The organism is Chryseobacterium sp. YIM B08800, assembly GCF_026163565.1.
Classification (GTDB): Bacteria; Bacteroidota; Bacteroidia; order Flavobacteriales; family Weeksellaceae; genus Chryseobacterium.
This window is the reverse complement of record NZ_JAPDKN010000022.1, coordinates 1-19828: the sequence shown is the minus strand read 5'-3', so window position 1 is coordinate 19828 and position 19828 is coordinate 1. Positions and strand designations below refer to the sequence as shown.

Here is a 19828-nt window from a genome sequence, read left to right as displayed (position 1 = left end):
TAGGAGTCTCAGCAAACAATATTTTAAAAATTTAAGTTTAGATTCTACGGAATGACAAACTTAAAAAAACTAATCCTGAAAAGTAAGTTTTCAGGATTTATATGTTTTGGCTAAAGCCAATGCAATTGTTTTCTATTAAAAAACGGGTTAAAACCCGTTCCTATTGAATTTTTTAAATTATAGAGATTTATTTTTTATCCTTTTCAACTCCGTCTTTTATCACTTCCCCAACTTCTACTTTTTCTCTAATTTTAATAAAATTAGGATCTAAAATCGCCATTCTTTCAGCAAGTGCTTTGTAAGTAGGAAATTTCAGAATAGAAGCCCGACCCGACATTTCCCTATATAAAGTAAAAATTTTTCCACCTGCTGTAGTAATTCTTTTCGTTGTTGTACTATATCGCCCAACCAACTTACTTTTAGCATCATACATCTCGATATCAATAAATGTTTTATCTGAAATCGTGTCATCAGAGCCAAAACTTACAGGTAAATTAGTGAAATATCCAACCGGAACACCATTACTTAAAATTTCACCTACATTATTAACGGTAATATTTAATCTGTCGATTTTAGATCTTATGGTATAAGCTTCTTTTGTTTTGGTATCAAGCTTTCGTTTCGGCATGTTTTTGAAAAGTTCATCCAAGTTTTTTACGTTGATTCCTCTTTCATCGATAATTTTTAAACCTTTAATACATGTATAAACTGCAGATTTTTCGTCACCAGAAAATGCGGATGGAGAAATATAATCCATATCTAAAGTTTTTTCGCGGTTATAAACACGATTCAACTTCACATAACTATCTCGTACAGAATCTACTACACTCTTATCTACAAACTCCATCGTGAAGATAGGAGTTTCCTTCAAATCCATAAAAGTATATTCTCCAGATTTGCTTGATATTTTCGCAACATGAATTCCGTCTAAACTTACAATGCCTCTTTTCGTTTTAATAATCTGAGCATTTAGAATGAAGCCCAAAACTGTAAAGAACATGATTAAACTTTGTTTCATAAAATCAGATTTTACAAAGCATAAAAAAAGTGTAACCAAAGTTACACTTTTTTGAAAATATATTTAGCTTCGATTTTAATTATTCGCAAAGGATAATTCCTTTATCATGATTAAATTCTACAACACCGCTTTTTATAGGATACGTAAAAACTTCGTTTTGATTTTCATTTTCTTTGGTAAAGTTTTTAGCGTAAGCTTCATCTACAGATTTTGTAAACAGCTTTACTTTACCGTTTGATAATGAAGAAACAATTCCTGCGTGGTTTTTCATCAGGTGAAATTCACCATTTTTTCCAGGCAACAATACTGAGTCTACTTCTCCTTCAAAAACTACGTATTCTGGTGTTAAAATTTTTATATTCATTTTAATTTAGATTTGAAGATTTCAGATTTCAGATTTCAGACAACTTTAAAGTCTCATGTCTGGTATCTAATATCTTTATGTCTAATTAAGCGTTATCCGCTAACATTTTTTGTCCAGCTTCGATCGCTTCTTCGATAGTTCCTTTCAAGTTGAAAGCAGCTTCCGGTAAGTGATCCAATTCACCATCCATAATCATGTTGAATCCTTTGATGGTATCTTTGATATCTACCAATGATCCCGGAATACCTGTAAACTGTTCAGCAACGTGGAAAGGCTGAGATAAGAATCTCTGAACTTTTCTAGCTCGGTAAACTACAGATTTATCTTCTTCAGAAAGTTCTTCCATACCTAAGATTGCGATGATATCTTGCAATGCTTTGTATCTCTGAAGAATTTCTTTTACTCTCTGAGCACAGTTATAATGTTCTTCACCGATAATTTCCGGAGCCAAGATTCTTGACGTAGAAGCCAATGGATCTACCGCTGGATAAATACCTAATGAAGCAATTTTTCTATCAAGTACAGTTGTTGCATCTAAGTGAGCAAACGTTGTAGCAGGAGCCGGGTCAGTTAAGTCATCCGCAGGTACGTAAACCGCTTGTACTGAAGTAATTGAACCATTTTTAGTAGAAGTAATTCTTTCCTGCATTGCACCCATTTCAGATGCCAAAGTTGGTTGGTAACCTACCGCAGAAGGCATACGACCCAAAAGTGCAGATACCTCAGAACCAGCTTGTGTAAAACGGAAGATGTTATCTACGAAGAAAAGTACGTCTCTACCTTGTCCTGTTTCACCACCGTCTCTGTAGTACTCAGCTAAAGTAAGACCAGAAAGTGCTACTCTTGCTCTTGCTCCAGGTGGCTCGTTCATCTGTCCGAAAACGAATGCAGCTTTAGAATCTTTCATTGCTTCTAAATCTACTTTAGAAAGATCCCAACCTCCGTTTTCCATAGAGTGCATGAAATCATCACCGTATTTAATAATACCAGATTCTAACATCTCTCTCAAAAGGTCATTTCCTTCTCTCGTTCTTTCACCTACACCGGCAAAAACAGAAAGACCACCGTGTCCTTTTGCAATATTGTTAATCAACTCCTGGATCAATACCGTTTTACCTACACCTGCACCACCGAACAAACCAATTTTACCTCCTTTTGAGTAAGGCTCTACTAAGTCGATTACTTTAATACCTGTGAATAAAACTTCTGCAGAAGTTGAAAGTTGATCAAATTTCGGAGCTGGTCTGTGAATAGGTAGACCACCATCCTTAGAAATATTCTGAAGTCCGTCGATAGCATCCCCAACAACGTTGAATAGTCTTCCGTTTACCGCATCACCGATTGGCATGATAATAGGATTTCCGTATCCAATTACATCCTGACCTCTTTTAAGACCATCAGTTGCATCCATTGCGATACATCTTACAGTATCTTGACCAATATGCTGCTCTACTTCTAATACTACTTTTTCACCGTTTTCTTTTGTAATCTCCAAAGCATCATAGATACTTGGAATAGCTTCTACATTATTAAAAACTACGTCGATTACAGGACCAATAATTTGAGAAATTTTTCCTTTAATTTGGTTTGCCATTGCTAAATTTTTTCTTGGTGCAAATATAATGAATCTTCACAAACCTGCAATTGCTAAAAAAAAGATTTTTATCATGCTTTTTTTAACAATTTAGCAATATAACAATCTGGCAAATTACCAATAAATGACTCAATAAAGTGTCTATTTTTAATGTTAGCTTATTACATTGGTAAATTGTTACATTAATAAGTACATTATAACTATATTTGCAGTCAAAATTTTTTCATCTTGAAAGTTTTCAGAAATTTTAGTGATTATCCCTCTCAAAAGCCTCTGGCGTTATCATTGGGAATGTTTGACGGAGTTCATCTTGGCCATAAATGTATCATCGATGAGCTGAAAAAAGTGGGTTCTGCCCATCATCTGGAAACTGCAATCCTTACTTTCTGGCCGCATCCGAGATTTGTTTTTAATCCAAATGAAGATTTAAAACTTCTTAATACTTTGGATGAAAAAACTTTACTGATGGAAAAATATGGCATCAATAATTTGTTTTTAAAAGAATTTGATGACGAATTTAGAAACTTGACCGGTGAAGAATTTGTGCGTCAGATTTTAATTGAGAAATTAAATGTAAAATATTTAATCATAGGTTACGACCATTCTTTCGGTAAAAATAAAAGCGGAAATTTTGAATTGCTTCAAAAACTATCTAAAGAGTTAGATTTTGAGGTAGAGCAAATGGAGGCTATTAACATCCACGAAAACAATATCAGTTCTACAAAAATCAGAAATGCTTTATTGGCAGGAAATATTTTAGAAGCCAACGAAATGCTGGGTTACTCTTACTCTGTTTCCGGAACGGTTGTGCATGGGAAGAAACTAGGCAGAACGATCGGTTATCCAACCGCCAATATAGAAACTGAAAATCTAAAATTACTTCCGAAAAAAGGTGCTTATATTGTTGAAGTTTTTCTAAATAACCAACAATACAAAGGAATGTTGAGTGTGGGAACAAATCCTACTGTAAACGGCGAAAAATTAACCGTTGAAGTTTATATTCTTGATTTTGAAGGAGATATTTATGATCAAAAAATCACCGTGAAATTCAGAGATTTTCTTCATGAGGAAATTAAATTTGAGGGGTTAGAAAAATTGATCGAAAGGTTGGATGAAGATAAAAGATTGACTGAGAATTTTAGTTTTTAGTAAAATCTATTATTCATTAAATCTTCTTAGGAATCAAAAAGCTTAAAACAGCAGTTCCTAAAGAAATAATTAAACTTTCATTCAATTCAAATTTTGCACAATATCTGAAAACAATAAATCCGAGGATAAAAGCAAAGATTGTTAGACCTATTTTTTTCGCCATTTTGTTTTATTAATTTACTTAAGAATTTTCAATTTCTTCTTTTGCTTTTTTTGTCAACGATTTAAAAACCAAATCATACGACTGATCTATCATTTTTAAAACTAAATCTCTTTTCAAACCATCTAAAGAAACAGAATTCCAGTGGGTTTTGTTCATGTGAAATGCACCTGTAATCTGTGGATGTTGCTCACGAAGTTCTTCGCTCCATTCAGGATCTGTTTTTACATTGATGCTTAAAGGTTGTCTTTCTAAAGACATCAACAGAAAAATTTTGATTCCTACTTTTAAAACTAAAGTTTCGTTATCGAACGGAAAACTTTCTGTCACTCCTTTTTTTGCAAGACAATAATCTAAAATTTCGTTGGCATCCATTTCGTATGGGTAATAAGTAATTGGTAATGAATAATGATTGATAAATGATTAATCATAAATCATAAATCATAAATGATAATTGATATTTTAATTTAACTGAAAGATCTTTTATCTTTTATCTTTTATCTTTTATCTTTTATCTTTTATCTTTTATCTTTTATCTTAAATAATTACCTCAAATTTAGTAAATTTAAAAAAGGAATTGATCATCACGCAAAACTATTTATTATGAAAGCTTTAGTAATCGGTGCTACAGGTGCTACAGGAAAAGATTTGGTAAATCAATTGTTACAGGATAACGATTTTGAGGAAGTGAATGTTTTTGTAAGAAAGCCATTATCCATCACCAATGAAAAATTAAAAACTCATGTGGTAGATTTTGAAAAATATGAAGACTGGAAAAATCTTGTGAAAGGCGATGTTGCATTTTCTTGTCTCGGAACCACACTTAAAGATGCCGGAAGCAAGGATGCCCAGAGAAAAGTTGATTTCGATTATCAATATCAGTTTGCAAAAGCTGCAAAAGAAAATAATGTGGATGATTATATTCTGGTTTCGGCTTATGGAGCTAATCCTAAATCAAAAATATTTTACTCTAAAATGAAAGGCGAGCTTGAAGAAGCCGTAAAAAAACTTCATTTTAATAAAATTACTATTTTCAAACCCGGAATGCTCGAAAGAAAAGATTCTGAAAGAACAGGTGAAGTTTTGGGAAGCAGAATTATAAAATTCGCTAATACATTGGGTCTTTTTGAAAGCCAAAAACCTTTGCCAACCGACATTTTAGCTAAAGCAATGATTAATTCTTCTAAAATAAAAAGTAATGGTTATTCGAGCATTAAACTTGGAAATATTTTCTGTTTTGCTGAGAAAAGTAATGTTTAAAATTCAGAACTTCAACTAGCATAAATTCATTCTCTCGCAGATTTTGCAGATGAAGCTGATTTTTTTAGCTGCCACGAATGCACGAATTATATTTATGAAAAATACATTCGTGTATTCGTGGCAATTCTATTTTTAAATAAAATTTAAGTAAGCTCAATAATCAAAACAAAAAATCGCCTCAAAATGAGACGATTTTCTTTATTATAAATCTTATCTTTTAGATTATTTAGCTTTAGCTTGAAGTTCAGCTTCTTTAGCTTTTAACTCAGCTACTTTTGCCTGATTTTTTAACATTGCGTAAATATCTTTTAAGATAGTAACAGAATCAATATTGTTAGGACTTACCTGATACCATTTTTCAGCATAAGGCAAAGCTTTATTAAATCTCTCCTTTCTTGCTTCAATTAATGTTGTAGCTTTATCTGGATCTGATTTTCTAATTGCATTGATTGCTTCAACAGCTTTAGAATCGTCACCAATAGCAGTGTATACTAGGTTTTGATAAGCGTTATCCTTCAATTTAACATCAGTACCAGCAAGCTCAACTGCTTTATTAAATGAAACAATTGCATCAGCTTCTGTGGCGGGATTTTTTGACTGCAAAACTCCTAAGTTATACCAATTCGTAGCATCATTAGGATTTTTTGCTAATTGCTCCTTAAGATTTACCATAAACTGATCGGTCTTACCTGTTGCATACAAAGCAGAACCATGATATTCTTTTAGTTTAGCACTATTAGGAAATTTTGCTAAACCTTTTTCAATTATTGCCAAAGCTTCATCATTTTTCTTTGCATTTAAAAGCAATGTTGATAAAGTTTCATATAAATCTGGTTCAACACTTTTAGATTGCTCAGTTTTGAAATCAGAATAATCTTTAGAGCTTTTCTTCAAAAGCTCCCAAGTTGCCTTATCATAAGCCGAAACTTGTCCGGTCTTATTTTCTTTTGCCGTATAAGTTGTCTGAACTCCTGTATAGCCAGAATTAATTAAATCAGTATAAATTTTTATAGACTCATCTAAGTTGTTTGCTAAAGCATAACTCAAACCAGCATAATACTTGTAAGTTTTATCATCCTGACCGTTTGTTTTTAATAAATCATAAAGTTCTAAGAACTTTGGTCCTGCAACCGTATAATTTTTTGCATTATATGCATCCATCGCCGCTTTATTAGTAGCTTGAACTTGAGCATTTACATCTTTTTTCTCTTCCTTCTGCCCGAAAGCAAAAACCGAAGAAACGATTGCTATACCTAAAATTAGCTTTTTCATAAATAAGAATTTTAATTATATTTTTATATTATTCTTCAGAATCTGAATTTTCAGTTTCATCAGTCGGGTTTTCTTCTGTGTTATTTTCTGCTTTTGGTGAAGCATTTTCTTCCGTTGAAATATTTTCTTCAGATTCTTCACCTTCAATACCTTCCTCTTCTACATCCTTATCCATTGATACTTTTGCGATAGCTGCAATCTCATCATTCTTTTTAAGATTGATCATTCTTACACCCTGAGTGTTTCTACCCATCACACGCATTTCATTCATATTCATTCTGATAGCAACTCCAGATTTATTGATAATCATCAATCCATCTTCATCCGTAACATTTTGAATAGCAATAAGATTACCTGTTTTTTCAGTGATATTTAAAGTAATAACTCCTTTTCCACCTCTGTTGGTAATTCTGTAGTCTTCAACTGCGGTTCTTTTACCATATCCTTTTTCAGAAACTACAAGAACGGTATCATTTTCCAAATCGTTGACAACAATCATACCAATAACCTCATCGTTTTCTTCCATCGTAATACCACGAACTCCGATAGATCCTCTACCAACTTCTCTTACTTTTTCTTCAGGGAAACGGATACATTTACCGTTTTTGGTAGCAATCATAATCTGAGATTCGCCATTGGTAAGATAAGCACTTAATAACTGATCGTTTTCTCTGATTTCAATAGCATTAATACCATTTACTCTTGGTCTTGAATAAGCTTCCAAAGAAGTTTTCTTAATTGTACCATTTTTAGTAATCATTACCACGCTCATTTGATTGATGTAGTCTACATCTTTCAAATCATTAGTTCTGATGTATGCTTTAATCTTATCATCTGGTTCGATGTTGATTAAGTTTTGTACCGCTCTTCCTTTTGCAGTTTTAGAACCTTCAGGAATTTCAAATACTCTTAACCAATAACATTTACCTTTTTCTGTAAAGAACAACATATATTGGTGATTAGTCGCAGAAACGATATACTCTAAGAAATCTGAATCTCTCGTTGTAGCCGCTTTATTACCAACACCACCTCTACTTTGGATTTTGTATTCAGAAAGCAACGTTCTCTTCACGTATCCTGCATGAGAAATGGTAAGAACAACTGCTTCGTTCGGGATAATATCTTCAATAGACATTTCACCTCCAGAATAATCGATTTCTGTTCTTCTTTCGTCGCCGTATTTTTCTTTTACTTCAATTAATTCATCCTTAATAATTTGGAATCTTCTTGGTTCATTAGCCAAAATATCTTCTAAATTATTAATCTCTTTCATAATAGCATCGTACTCGTCACGGATCTTATCAAGCTCCATTCCTGTAAGACGAGCCAAACGAAGATCAAGAATTGCCTGCGCCTGAATTTCTGATAATTCAAATGCTTCAATCAAACCTTCTTTCGCAGCCTGTGGATTGGCACTGTGACGAATAATTGAAATTGCTTTATCTAAAGAAGCCTGAGAACCAATCACTTTCATGAAACCTTCAAGAATGTGCGCTCTTTCTCTTGCTTTTCTAAGCTCGTATTCAGTTCTTCTTACAATCACCACATGTCTGTGCTCAACAAAATGATGAATAATGTCTTTTAAATTCAACTGCTCCGGTCTTCCGTGTACCAAAGCGATATTGTTTACACTGAAAGACGTTTGTAGTGAAGTATATTTATATAATAAGTTCAGAACTACATTAGGAATCGCATCATTTTTTAGTTCATAAACGATACGCATCCCGTTTCTGTCTGATTCATCTCTGATTTCATAGATTCCAGGAATTTTCTCATCTTTTACCAACTCGGCTGTTCTGGCAATCATTTCAGCTTTGTTTACCTGATAAGGTATTTCGGTTACGATAATTGCATTTCTGTTGTGAACTTCCTCGAAATTTACTTTTGCTCTAAGAACTACTCTTCCTCTTCCTGTATGGAAAGCGTCTCTTACACCATCATATCCATAGATAATTCCACCTGTAGGAAAATCCGGAGCTACAATGTGCTGCATCAATTCATCGATGGTAATTTCTTTATTATCAATATATGCACAGATTGCATCTACAGCTTCAGAAAGGTTATGAGGAGCCATATTCGTCGCCATACCTACTGCGATACCTGAAGTACCGTTTACCAAAAGATTTGGAATTTTTGTAGGCATTACACTAGGTTCCGTCAAGCTGTCGTCAAAGTTATTTTGAAAATCTACCGTTTCTTTATCAAGATCTGATAAAATTTCGTCTGAAACTTTTTTAAGCCTTGCTTCGGTATAACGCATTGCTGCAGGTGGATCACCATCCATCGAACCGAAGTTACCCTGACCGTCAACCTGCGGATAACGTAAACTCCAAGGCTGAGCCATTCTTACCATTGCGTCATAAACTGAAGAATCTCCATGTGGGTGATATTTACCTAAAACATCCCCAACAATTCTTGCCGACTTTAAGTATTTCCTGTTTGAGAAAACCCCTAAACCATACATACCATAAAGCACTCTTCGGTGTACCGGCTTAAGACCATCTCTTACGTCTGGTAATGCTCTCGAAACAATAACTGACATTGAATAATCAATGTAAGATGATTTCATTTCATCAACAATGTTGATAGGAATTAATCTTTCTCCTTCTTTTTGCATATATAAGTTTTATTGTAATGATAATCAGACTTTTAAAAATCGGTCTGAAAACTATTTATTTCAAATAATTAATAACGGGCTAAGTTACAAAATTTTTACCGATTTTTGCCTGAGAAATCAAGCAAAATATCTTAAAAAAAATTAAAATATGAGTGTATTAAGTATAACTTTTCACTGCATAAAAAGCAGTATAGATGAGTGGGAAAATTATGTGGATGAAACTTTAGTTTTAATGACAGAAAACCTTATGGATGTTGATAAATACATCTTATCTGAAGTTCACAGCGATTTTATAGACGAAGGAAAAAACTATAATCTTCTTTTAATTTTTGATGACGAAGAAAAAAGAACAGAATTTATGGAAAGTGAATTATTAAACATCTCTGAAAGAATCGAAACCAAATTCGGGCAGGATGTAATGATTTTCAATACTTCTTTAAATCCTAAGAAGAAAAATCTTTAATAAACCTTAAACAAAAGGATAAACAAAAAGGCTGTTTCAAAAAAATGAAACAGCCTTTTTTTTTTATAAGTTAACGACTATTACCGGTCTGCTATGATAAACTCTCGGATGTCTGTATTTATGAGAATAATATGGTCGTACTGGTTTATAATAATGTTTTTTATAATGTCTTGGCGCTTTATAATACACTACTTTTTTATACTTTGGCTTGTAATGGCCACGATGATAATGCTTTTTGTAAGGACCGTGATGATGACCTCTTTGAAGAGGCGCTGCCTGGTAAAACACGATTGAAAAAACAATCAAAAATACCCCAATTACTTTAGATAAGATCTTCATAATACTCAATTTCAAATTACGACTAAAGCCAACAACACTAATGCCAATAATTGCTTATAACTGCATATTTAGTATTTTTTAAGAAATTTTATTATTATTTCTGAATAATCAAGATGATTTATCTATTACTTGGATGATGTTTTTTCAATTCCTCAACTTTCTTATCATGACCGTGAGGCATTGGTCTTTGGCTCGGATGCGGAACACAGGAAGAAATAAATCCTGCTGTAACGATTATAGCAATTGTATTTTTCAGGAGTTTCATAATTTTAAAATTTAAATTGATGAAGTGAATGGTACAATCAAAATGCCAAACGACTAATAGTTAATATTTAAAAAATATTCGGGCTTCTTCTTTCCAGCATCACAAGATCTTTCCACTCACCATGAAGCTGACCTACTTTATCTCTTTTACCAACGATTCTGAAACCATTTTTCTGATGAAATTTTATAGATGCTACGTTTTCAGGGAAAATATTAGACTGCAAAGTCCAGAATCCGTGGTTTTCACTATCGAGAATCAGTTTTCTTAAAAGAACCGAACCCAAACCTTTTCCAAGGTAATTATGATCAAAATAAATACTTACTTCGGCAACGCCTTTAAAACAATCTCTTTTACTTACAGGTTTTAAAGCACACCAACCGATCACTTCGTTGTTTTCGTTTTCCAAAACCCATCTGCAGTCATTTAAAAAGCTGGAATTCCAGGCTTCTGAGCTTGGCAATTCTGTATCAAATGTGGCAATTCCGCTGTCTATTCCCTGCTTGAAAATTTCTAAAACTTTGGTTTCGTCCTGCGGAAGCATTTCTCTTATCTCGTAGTTCATTTTTTTAATGATATTTTCTTTTATTTTTTCTTTTAATTCTGGAATAGTGAGTCTGCTGATCATCTTTATCTTCAGAAATCACACTGATATTTCCATCCACCTCCAAAATAGCAAGCTTTACATTTTCCATTGCTTCTACTCCATGCTCCCTGATTGCTTCATTCAGTTCATCAAAAGTAATTTTCACTTTTCTTAAAGCAACCTGATCTACATTTCCGTCTTTTACTAAAATAACCGGATCTGCTTCCATAAAACTTGCAAAACCACGATTGGAAAACATCAATCTTTTTAAAGTAAAATTAGCAGCAAATAAAACAAGCGCCGCAACAATTCCGCCTTCTAAGGAAGTATTTTCACCAACCATTGCATTCTGTACCGCATTTGAAATCAGCAACAGCAAAACAACATCTCCTGCGTTGAGTTGTGAAAGTTGATTCTTTCCAAATAAACGGATGGCGATTACCATAAAAAGGTAAACGCAAAGTGAACGGATAACTACATCAAGAATAGGATTCACGGCAGATAATATTTAAAATCAAATGTATACAATTACCGGAAATAAAAAAACTGCTTTTTCAAGCAGTTTAAGGAAAATTATATACAGTTTTATGTATTTATCTATTGTTGATGTCTACTCTTACAGGCATTACAAAAGAAGAAGCAAGCATATTTTCATTCAGTTTGTTGGCATCCACTTTATATTGAAGATGAGACAAAACATTTTCTATTTCTTTGCTTACATTTTTGCAGTCTCCTTTTGAACGTACATTTACAATTTTACCATTTTCTGCAATATCAAACTTTACTTCAGAATTTACAACTCCTTGCTTATAATCTTGATTGGTAAAATCAAAATTGGCCATCAACAGATTTCTGATTTCACTGAATGCATCATTTTTATTTATCTGAATCTCTTCAATTGTATTGTTTGAAGTTGTCTGAGCTTTTACGTTACCTGCGATTGCTGTTAATCCTAATGCGAAAAGAGAAGCAACAAATATTTGAATTTTATTTTTCATAATCATCTGATTTTAAATTATATATTAAACTTGTTTTGAATTCTAAATCAAAGATATAAAAAAATATTCATACAAATTTCACATTCAGTTAACATTGAGTTAACATTAAAATATATTATACTGATAATCAAATTATTAAATTTTAAAAATAATTAAAAAGTTAACATTGGAAGTGTAAATTACATTTAAATTAGAACCAATTTCAATTAAATTTGATAAAAAGAACGAGCTATAACACATGTTACAGCTCGTTAATATTGTATAGATGTTAATTGCTTATTTATTTTGCCCGGGAGCAAAAGGTTTTGCAGATTTTGTTCCGTAAATTTTCTTAGCCTGACCCGGTGGTATTGGTTTAGAATTATTACTTCTTACGCTTGTTGCCGTTCTCACTTCGCAAGAAGCTAGACTAAGAGAAAAAACCAAAAGTGCTAAATAAATTTTAATAGATTTCATAACATTTTTTAAGAGATACCACAAATTTAAGACCAATTTACATCTCCTTTTTCAAATACTTTCCTGTCAAACTTTTCTTAGACTTGATAATTTCTTCAGGTGTTCCCTGTGCAATGATTTGCCCACCGTGTTTACCGCCTTCTGGTCCAACATCGATAATATGATCTGCCAATTTGATAACATCCATATTATGTTCGATGATGATGAATGAATTTCCTAATTCAACTAATTTATTAATCGCATCCATCAGAATTTTCACGTCTTCAAAATGAAGCCCGGTCGTTGGTTCGTCAAGAATGTATAAAGTATTTCCGGTCTGTCTTTTTGCAAGTTCTGTTGCTAATTTAATACGCTGCGCTTCCCCTCCGGAAAGAGTTGTCGACTGTTGCCCCATTGTAATGTAACCCAAACCTACATCCTGTAAAGTTTTTACTTTCGCAAAAATCTTAGGAATTGGCTGGAAGAAATCTACCGCTTCATCAATCGTCATATCCAAAACATCGGAAATCGATTTTCCTTTGTAGCGAACTTCCAAAGTTTCTCTGTTGAAACGTTTTCCGTTACAGGTTTCACAATGTACGTAAACATCCGGTAAAAAGTTCATTTCGATTACCTTCAAACCGCCACCTTGACAAGTTTCACATCTTCCACCTTTTACATTGAAAGAAAATCTTCCTGGTTTGTAGCCACGAATTTTAGATTCAGGCAATTCTGAAAATAAGTTTCTGATATCGGTAAACATTCCGGTGTAGGTTGCAGGATTTGAACGAGGTGTTCTTCCGATCGGAGTTTGGTCTACATCTACAATTTTATCGATATTATCAAGGCCTTCTACTTTTTTGTAAGGCAAAGGTTCCTGAACGGCTCTGTAAAAATGCTTATTCAGTATCGGATATAAAGTTCCGTTGATTAAAGAAGATTTTCCACTTCCTGAAATACCTGTAACCACAACCAATTTTCCTAACGGAATATCAAGCGTTACATTTTTAAGGTTATTTCCTGTAGCACCTTTTAGTACAATATTTTTACCGTTTCCTTCTCTTCTCACTTCCGGAATGGCAATTTTTCTTTTCCCGTTGATATAATCAGCGGTTATCGTATCAGCTTTAAGCAAATCTTTCGGTTTCCCTTGCCAAAGAATTTCTCCACCAAATTTTCCGGCTCTCGGACCAATGTCTAAAACCTCATCGGCTTCCATGATCATATCTTTATCGTGCTCTACCACCAAAACAGAGTTCCCGATATCACGAAGATTTTTTAACGAATTAATTAATCTCTCATTGTCTCTTTGGTGCAATCCGATACTTGGTTCATCCAAAATATAAAGAACGTTGACCAATTGCGACCCAATTTGTGTTGCCAAACGAATTCTCTGAGATTCTCCACCAGAAAGAGTTTTTGAACTTCTGCTCAAACTTAAATAATCTAAACCTACATCCAGTAAAAACTGAAGTCTGGTTTCGATTTCCTTTAAAATTTCGTGAGCAATGATCGAATTTTTTTCTGAAAATTTATCTTTTACATCGGCTAACCAATCTTTTAAGTCTGATAAACTTAAACCATTGATCTCGGCAATATTTTTTCCGTCGATTTTAAAGCTTAAACTTGAAGGCTGAAGACGGGTTCCTTTACATTCCGGGCAAGTTTCTTCGGTTGTAAAATGTCTTTCAAGCAAAATTGCTTCGTAAGATTCTCTTTCCTCGATTAATTCTTCCATAAAAGGAATCAAACCATCAAAACTGATTTTGATTTTTTTGGTAATTCCGGCATATTTTAAATCTTTATTAAATTCCTTATGACAACCATTGTAGATATAGTCCAATGCTTCTTCCGGAATATCTTTAAAAGGTGTTGCCAATCCTAAACCAAAAATTTCAAGAATATTTTTGATTTGAGAAAGTACATATTTATTAGATTTAATATCTTCCAACGGTAACAAAGCTCCCTGATTGATTGACAATTTAGGATTTTCAACAAAATAATCGGTGTTGATTTTTTTAATTGTTCCTAAACCTTTACAGCTTGGACAACTTCCTTTCGGCGAATTAAATGAAAATGTATTCGGTTCCGGTAAAGCCAATGAATGGCCTGTTTCGGCATCCATTAAGTTTTTAGAAAAATATTCAATCTCTGTACTTCCCAGTTTTTGAATCCCGATTAAACCTTCCCCCATTTCCATTGCAGTTCGCAACGATTTTTCCATTCTGGCTTCCGATGCACTTTCTCCAATAATCCAACGGTCAATTACGATATCGATGTCGTGGGTTTTGTAACGGTCGAGTTTTAAATCATATTCAATATCCTGTAATTCACCGTCAATTCTTGCCTGTCCGTATCCTTTTTTGGCCATCTGAACAAAAAGTTCGTGATAATGTCCTTTTCTGGAACGCACAACAGGTGCCATCAACATAATTTTTTCGCCTTTATAATTTTCTTTGATTGTATCAAGAATCTGATCTTCAGTATAGCTTACCAACTTTTTTCCCGTCGTTTGAGAATAAGCATCTGAAACTCTCGCAAATAAGAGACGAAGGTAATCGTACAATTCTGTAACGGTTCCTACAGTTGAACGTGGATTTTTATTGGTTGTCTTTTGTTCAATAGCAATTACGGGCGAAAGACCTTCAATTTTATCAACATCGGGGCGTTCTAAACCGCCCAAAAACTGTCTCGCATAAGCGGAAAACGTTTCGATGTAACGACGCTGACCTTCCGCAAAAATCGTATCAAAAGCCAATGAAGATTTTCCGCTTCCCGAAAGACCCGTAATTACGACCAATTCGTTACGCGGAATTTTTACATTAATATTTTTAAGATTGTGTTCACGAGCTCCGTAAACTTCTATATATTCAGTTGATTTACTCATAATTTGGAGTGACTTTACCTGAAAATCACGATGTGCAAAATTACGGAATTTTATGGAATTTATCGTGTTAAAAAATGTTAGTTTCTCATCTGTGAAATTAGAGATATATTGTTTGTTTAATTTTAAATTATAGATCTTGTTGTTAATAATTATGCCATGTATATTTTAATTTTTTTTTTAGATTTTCGGCACTTCAAGTGTTTTTCATAACGAAGTAGAGAAAAGATGTATCGAGAATAGAACTTGTCCTAAAAATTACGAGCTTCTCGATACGATTTTTTTCAAAAATCTACTCGAAGTGACGACAACGAGTCAAATACATAACGGGGAATAATTACCTCTAAAAATCACGTCTTTGCAGTATAAAAAATACCGATGAATTTTTCCATCGGTATTTTTATCTGAATAAAGTTTAAGAATTTATTTCACAAATGAGTTATAAGAATTCAAAACAGATTCGTAAGCAGAATCCATTTCCTGAATATTACTGTCCGGAATTTTCCCTGTAGATTTTGAATCTCTGATCAACTTTCTAAATTTATCTAAAAAGTCAGAGGCTTTTTGGTTTACACTTTCAAACTGAGTTTTTTTGTAAGCGTACTGCTGTTCTTTTACATTAAAAACTTTGCTGTTATTTATCGTCACAATTTTCTCAAATTCGTCATACTTTTTCTGGGCTTCTGCTTCATTAAAATTTCCTGCATATTGCTTATCTAAAACATCCATTACAGAATCCATAGAACTCATTAAAGATTTAGAAGAAACTATAAATTCTTTCATCGGATGATCTTTAAGAATCACTTCTTCTGCTGCATCGGTTGCAGGTTTTATTTTCGTTAAAATATTTTCTCCCGCCGTAAAAAATGCCTGCGCTTCTGCTGTAATATCTTTTTGCAAAGTTTCTGCTTTTACCCCTTTATCGTCTTTATAATCTTCAGAAGTGATATATGATTTCAGTTCTTCGTATTTTTTTTCTATGCTTTCTCTTTTTGCTTTGTAGGTATTAAAATCGGTTTCAATTATTTTTTTATCATTTTCAAAACCAGACGGAACTTCTTTTATTTTACTCAGCGAATAATCCATAGAACTAATTACAACCGGCATGCTGTAAACTGTTTCGCCTTTAGATTTCTTAACGGCAGCTTCTGCATATTTTACGATATTTTCAATATGTCTGGAAGAGCTTTTGTAAGAATCTAAAAAGTCGTTATTAAAATCTATAATCGCCTGAGATTCGTTTTCTCCGGCTTTCAGAACGGCATTTCCTATTTTATCCATTCCTTTTTTACAGCTTACACTTGCAGCACTCAGCGACAAAGCGAGTGCAACCATCATTATTTTTTTCATATTTTATATTTGGATGTTAAAATTAATTTTCAAAAAAATCGGTGTCTTCATTGCTTATTTTCACGAGATACTCTATTCCATCGATTGCTTTTGCTACGATTTGGTTCCGCAAAATGTTTGCCATATTTTCCCAATACATTCTTCCATAGAAAGAATAATTGTTGGGTACAATTTCCACCTCAACGGTTCTTACAAAACCTTCTTTTGGTTTGTTGCTGATCATGGTTCCTCGTTTTACACGAACATCTTTCAGTTCATCTTTCAAAACCATTCGGCAATAGTTTTTAACATCTTCCAGAGAAATGATTTTATCTCTCGTCGTTAAAGCATATTTGTAAGCTTGAATGCTGTCTGAACCTTTTTGTTCTTCTGCTCCGCCAATTGTTTCTGTCAACAAAATCATCGACTGTGATTTCAACTGGTTTGAAAGTTCAGTTCCGGGACGCATGTGATTGGCAAAAGTGCAATGCGTAATCCAAAACGAAGCGTAAGTGTGGTCTGTTTTTTCGACAGGTTCCATGATTACATAGTTAAGTTCCTGTCTGATGTTTCTTTTGGCGTTATTTACTTTCTGCACCATCGATTTCATCTTATCAGACATTTCTCCCAACATTCCTTTTACATTGTCACGGTTTAATAATGAAAATGCTGCAATCTCATCTCTTGTCAGTTCAAGAACATTAGAAATCATATCCACCGCATTTCTGTTGTTGAAACGTTCCATTCCTCCTTTTCTCACGGTGTACAAACCTTTTTTAAGATTATCTGAAGGCGTGAAAGGAATTTCGGTGTATTTCCTTCCGTCTCCATCCTGAACTTCATCTACATAGAGGAAATATTCGGCTTCTTCGGTAATCAGCGGAATATTATTTCCCATAATATCTAAACTGTATTCTGTTTTTTTCCAGCCACGGTTGTATACCGGAAAAGCATTCAGTACAAAAGTAAAGTTGTCTAAAATTTCGGCGGAAAACTGCGGCGGAAACTCGAAAGTTAACCACAGATACTCTTTTCCGTTCAGATATTTTTCAATTTCTTCTTTTCCCTTTAAAAAATCTAAATCCTGTGGAAGTTCTTTTGTGAAAAGATCTCTTGAAAGTCCTGTAACCTCAACAAATTTATGACTGTAAATACTTTTGATATCCTCAATAATTTTTGTTTTTATTGATTGCTCATGAAATATCTGTTCGTAGCCTTCCCTCTCATTGTTTTTTATATAAGAAATTCCTTCTTTAATGAACATGGGATTTCCGTTGCTTGAAACCGTACTGTAAGGTAAAAGCTTATACACAAAATCAAGATGTTCAAAGGCAGGATTAGAACAATAAAGACTTAATGTTTTCGGAAACTTTTCGTTGGTAAATTTCGAAACATCAATTCCGATGGTTACTTTTCTGTAATCTTCCGGTCTTCCCTGAAATCTGGAAATTGGAATTTTATTCAATCTTTCATCTAAACTGTAGCAAGTATTCCCCACAAACATAATGGTAGTTTGCGCTTTGTTTGTTCTTACGCTTCCAATGGGTGTAAAAGGAATATTCAGCTGTTTATCTGATTCTGATTTTACTGTGGAATTCATGTGCTTTTTGAAAAAAAACTCAGTGTGCTCCAGTAAAATTTCAGACGACTCAAACGGTGAAGTATAAGCTAAAGCATGAGCAGGAATCGGGTGTGTATAAATTGAAGGCGTTAATAACTTGGCAAGTTTTTCTAAAATTCTTGCATTAACGGTTTGAATTTCATTATTCGCTTTAAAAACTTCGGTGCTGAATGCATCAATCAATAATTTCACAAAAGGATCTAATGACTGTGGACTTTTTAGTCCCCAAACTTTTGTAGCATTCTGAAGCATTCTCGCTTTTACGGATTCTTTGGAATAAATATTCTGATCTAAATTCATAAAATTTTATTACAAATAAATATTTAGTCGATGGACATTGGGCTTAGAAAAAGTTCGGTAGAAAAACTGAAACGCTCGCCTGTAGCTTCCATTTTTGCATTGATCCCTATTTTTACTTTTTTCTTGATTTCCGTATGTTCTTTGGTATCATAGTTATGCTCCACAAATCGTATGTGAGCATCAATCTGTGGCTGTACAATTCGTGGTTCGTATTGTAAAATCTGTCTTTTAAGACTTTTTACAAATACACTTTCCCAAACTGCTGATGTTACGCCGTTATCGAATTCCAGATTCCAAACATCGTTTCCGTAGTTGTCATCATATCTGTTTTCTCCTTTTTTTGTGGTAATTAAAAGCATAATGTTATGAGCAATGCTTTCTCCCATGTCGCAGGTATCGATACTTCCACCTTCGGACATGAGTGTAGACGGTACAAAAGGCATTCTGTAATTTGGTGTGTCCATAAGTGATATTTCGTTATTTCTCTTTGGTGTTAATTAAAACGAAATACCAAATTAATCATTTTTGAGAAATAATGAGTTATGGAATATTAAAATTATTATTAAAAGAAGGTTTTTTGTACGTTTTGAAAACCAATGAAAATTCATTGACTTGTTTTGTTTTATTTAGTCTCCGTTTGGGATAAGAAATACAAGCTTTTTTTTAACGCAAAGATTTACACTTAAATTTTATATTTAGGAAGCAAAGGCAAATAAATTTGCTTCGCAAAGCTTGACAAAAACTGTAAAATTGGGTGGGTGATTTTCTTTAATTAAGAGCGTGTTTAAATTTTTATTAAATATTTTTCTATTGCCTTTATCTTAATTTTGACTATGTTGAAATAGCATTCATCGACTGAAAGGAGATAATCTTCAATTTCTAAATTAAAATAAACTTTGTTTATTCTTATTTTAACATTGAGGTATTTAGTCATTTAAGCAGGAAATGATTAAGAAATCAACACGTTGATTTTGTATTAAGTTTTTTTAAGACGATGATCTTAATTTCTTAATGTTAAAAATAAATATCAAATTTAAATAGCCTCTAAAAAAACCGTGTCAAGGTTTGAAACCTTGACATGGTTGATCTTAAATTAATGGGATATTTTTTGAATAGTGACAAATTTTTAGCCCCGATTGAACGATATGTTTGAGCTCTTTTTCTTGTTTTTTGGCGG

At 33.2% G+C, this 19828-nt stretch carries 20 protein-coding genes; 3 read left to right on the top strand and 17 right to left on the bottom strand.

Going from position 1 to position 19828, the window contains the following annotated elements; genetic code table 11:
* Window positions 1-187 precede the first annotated feature (187 nt).
* From OEW74_RS09485 to atpD, 3 genes are all read right to left on the bottom strand, one after another.
* Window positions 188-1018, bottom strand: a complete 831-nt coding sequence (locus OEW74_RS09485; RefSeq protein WP_265428243.1) for a hypothetical protein — start codon at window positions 1016-1018, stop codon at window positions 188-190.
* Window positions 1019-1097: 79 nt separating this feature from the next.
* Window positions 1098-1382, bottom strand: a complete 285-nt coding sequence (locus OEW74_RS09480; RefSeq protein WP_265428242.1) for a FoF1 ATP synthase subunit delta/epsilon — start codon at window positions 1380-1382, stop codon at window positions 1098-1100.
* An 85-nt stretch (window positions 1383-1467) separates the two neighbouring features.
* Window positions 1468-2976 carry a F0F1 ATP synthase subunit beta gene (gene atpD / locus OEW74_RS09475; RefSeq protein WP_265428241.1) on the bottom strand — a complete coding sequence of 503 codons (1509 nt, stop codon included), beginning with the start codon at window positions 2974-2976 and terminating at the stop codon, window positions 1468-1470.
* A gap of 228 nt (window positions 2977-3204) precedes the next feature.
* Between atpD and OEW74_RS09470 the strand changes: the two genes are divergently transcribed.
* Entirely contained in the window at window positions 3205-4125 is a 921-nt protein-coding gene (locus OEW74_RS09470; protein WP_265428240.1) for a bifunctional riboflavin kinase/FAD synthetase, read from the top strand.
* A gap of 16 nt (window positions 4126-4141) precedes the next feature.
* Here the strand turns inward: OEW74_RS09470 and OEW74_RS09465 are convergent, their stop codons facing one another.
* Window positions 4142-4288 (bottom strand): hypothetical protein, encoded by a 147-nt coding sequence (locus OEW74_RS09465; protein WP_265428239.1) that lies wholly within the window; start codon window positions 4286-4288, stop codon window positions 4142-4144.
* Between the two features lie 18 nt (window positions 4289-4306).
* Window positions 4307-4660: an MmcQ/YjbR family DNA-binding protein gene (locus OEW74_RS09460; RefSeq protein ID WP_265428238.1), complete on the bottom strand. Its 354-nt coding sequence runs from the start codon at window positions 4658-4660 to the stop codon at window positions 4307-4309.
* Window positions 4661-4888: 228 nt separating this feature from the next.
* Here OEW74_RS09460 and OEW74_RS09455 point away from each other — a divergent pair, with 228 nt between their 5' ends.
* Window positions 4889-5545 (top strand): NAD(P)H-binding protein, encoded by a 657-nt coding sequence (locus OEW74_RS09455; protein ID WP_265428237.1) that lies wholly within the window; start codon window positions 4889-4891, stop codon window positions 5543-5545.
* Window positions 5546-5767: 222 nt separating this feature from the next.
* Here OEW74_RS09455 and OEW74_RS09450 read toward each other — a convergent pair whose 3' ends face one another.
* Together OEW74_RS09450 and gyrA are read right to left on the bottom strand one after the other, a co-directional pair.
* Window positions 5768-6817: a tetratricopeptide repeat protein gene (locus OEW74_RS09450; protein WP_265428236.1), complete on the bottom strand. Its 1050-nt coding sequence runs from the start codon at window positions 6815-6817 to the stop codon at window positions 5768-5770.
* A gap of 28 nt (window positions 6818-6845) precedes the next feature.
* Window positions 6846-9434: a DNA gyrase subunit A gene (gene gyrA, locus OEW74_RS09445; protein ID WP_265428235.1), complete on the bottom strand. Its 2589-nt coding sequence runs from the start codon at window positions 9432-9434 to the stop codon at window positions 6846-6848.
* 148 nt (window positions 9435-9582) lie between these two features.
* Here gyrA and OEW74_RS09440 point away from each other — a divergent pair, with 148 nt between their 5' ends.
* Window positions 9583-9897 (top strand): DUF4286 family protein, encoded by a 315-nt coding sequence (locus OEW74_RS09440; RefSeq protein WP_265428234.1) that lies wholly within the window; start codon window positions 9583-9585, stop codon window positions 9895-9897.
* A gap of 63 nt (window positions 9898-9960) precedes the next feature.
* Here OEW74_RS09440 and OEW74_RS09435 read toward each other — a convergent pair whose 3' ends face one another.
* From OEW74_RS09435 to OEW74_RS09390, 10 genes are all read right to left on the bottom strand, one after another.
* Window positions 9961-10236 carry a hypothetical protein gene (locus OEW74_RS09435; RefSeq protein ID WP_265428233.1) on the bottom strand — a complete coding sequence of 92 codons (276 nt, stop codon included), beginning with the start codon at window positions 10234-10236 and terminating at the stop codon, window positions 9961-9963.
* A 118-nt stretch (window positions 10237-10354) separates the two neighbouring features.
* On the bottom strand, window positions 10355-10501 hold the full coding sequence (locus OEW74_RS09430; protein ID WP_265428232.1) for a hypothetical protein: 147 nt from the start codon (window positions 10499-10501) through the stop codon (window positions 10355-10357).
* A gap of 67 nt (window positions 10502-10568) precedes the next feature.
* Window positions 10569-11063 (bottom strand): GNAT family N-acetyltransferase, encoded by a 495-nt coding sequence (locus OEW74_RS09425; protein WP_265428231.1) that lies wholly within the window; start codon window positions 11061-11063, stop codon window positions 10569-10571.
* A 4-nt stretch (window positions 11064-11067) separates the two neighbouring features.
* Window positions 11068-11580 (bottom strand): DUF421 domain-containing protein, encoded by a 513-nt coding sequence (locus OEW74_RS09420; protein WP_265428230.1) that lies wholly within the window; start codon window positions 11578-11580, stop codon window positions 11068-11070.
* A gap of 97 nt (window positions 11581-11677) precedes the next feature.
* On the bottom strand, window positions 11678-12082 hold the full coding sequence (locus tag OEW74_RS09415) for a hypothetical protein (protein WP_265428229.1): 405 nt from the start codon (window positions 12080-12082) through the stop codon (window positions 11678-11680).
* A gap of 276 nt (window positions 12083-12358) precedes the next feature.
* On the bottom strand, window positions 12359-12538 hold the full coding sequence (locus OEW74_RS09410) for a hypothetical protein (protein ID WP_265428228.1): 180 nt from the start codon (window positions 12536-12538) through the stop codon (window positions 12359-12361).
* A gap of 37 nt (window positions 12539-12575) precedes the next feature.
* The gene (gene uvrA / locus OEW74_RS09405) at window positions 12576-15404 is read right to left on the bottom strand and encodes an excinuclease ABC subunit UvrA (RefSeq protein ID WP_265428227.1); all 2829 of its coding nucleotides are present in this window, start codon (window positions 15402-15404) and stop codon (window positions 12576-12578) included.
* 420 nt (window positions 15405-15824) lie between these two features.
* Complete coding sequence (locus OEW74_RS09400) at window positions 15825-16751, bottom strand: DUF3829 domain-containing protein (protein WP_265428226.1); 927 nt, start codon at window positions 16749-16751, stop codon at window positions 15825-15827.
* 22 nt (window positions 16752-16773) lie between these two features.
* On the bottom strand, window positions 16774-18651 hold the full coding sequence (locus OEW74_RS09395; protein WP_265428225.1) for a type VI secretion system baseplate subunit TssF: 1878 nt from the start codon (window positions 18649-18651) through the stop codon (window positions 16774-16776).
* 23 nt (window positions 18652-18674) lie between these two features.
* Complete coding sequence (locus OEW74_RS09390) at window positions 18675-19115, bottom strand: GPW/gp25 family protein (RefSeq protein WP_265428224.1); 441 nt, start codon at window positions 19113-19115, stop codon at window positions 18675-18677.
* Window positions 19116-19828: the final 713 nt, after the last annotated feature.